General features: G+C 53.8%; 1 protein-coding gene. It reads right to left on the reverse strand.

Annotated features, from left to right (window positions below; genetic code table 11):
* Positions 1-202: YidC/Oxa1 family membrane protein insertase (locus EZM41_RS09415; RefSeq protein WP_232619271.1), on the reverse strand; the 202-nt coding region annotated here is incomplete at its 3' end.
* Positions 203-346: the final 144 nt, after the last annotated feature.

Consider the following 346-nt stretch of genomic DNA (forward strand, 5'->3'; position numbering starts at 1 on the left):
TGATCCCCTCATCCTTATAAAGCTTCATCAGTTCTTGATTGAGCTTAGCCTTGTCGTCGCCGTACTTTTCCTGCAATGTCCGCAGGCGAGGTTGAATCTGCTGCATCTTTCTCATGCTGAACTTCCCCGGGAAGCCGCCCCCCTCCACTGTGAAGGTGAATCTGATCGTGCCTTCGCCCACCCGTCCCCATAGATCATCCAATAACCCCATTACGGCTCCGGAAAAGATAGTGCCATGGCCGCCGTATTCCCCGTGAAGGGGTTAAACTCCTACGTGGCATTGTCCCTCCCAGAGAGTCAGATCGTGGCACCGCTCCTTTCCATGAGGACCAAGATGATGCTATGG

The sequence above is a fragment of the Acetomicrobium sp. S15 = DSM 107314 genome (genome assembly GCF_016125955.1).
In the GTDB taxonomy this organism is placed as follows: domain Bacteria; phylum Synergistota; class Synergistia; order Synergistales; family Thermosynergistaceae; genus Thermosynergistes; species Thermosynergistes pyruvativorans.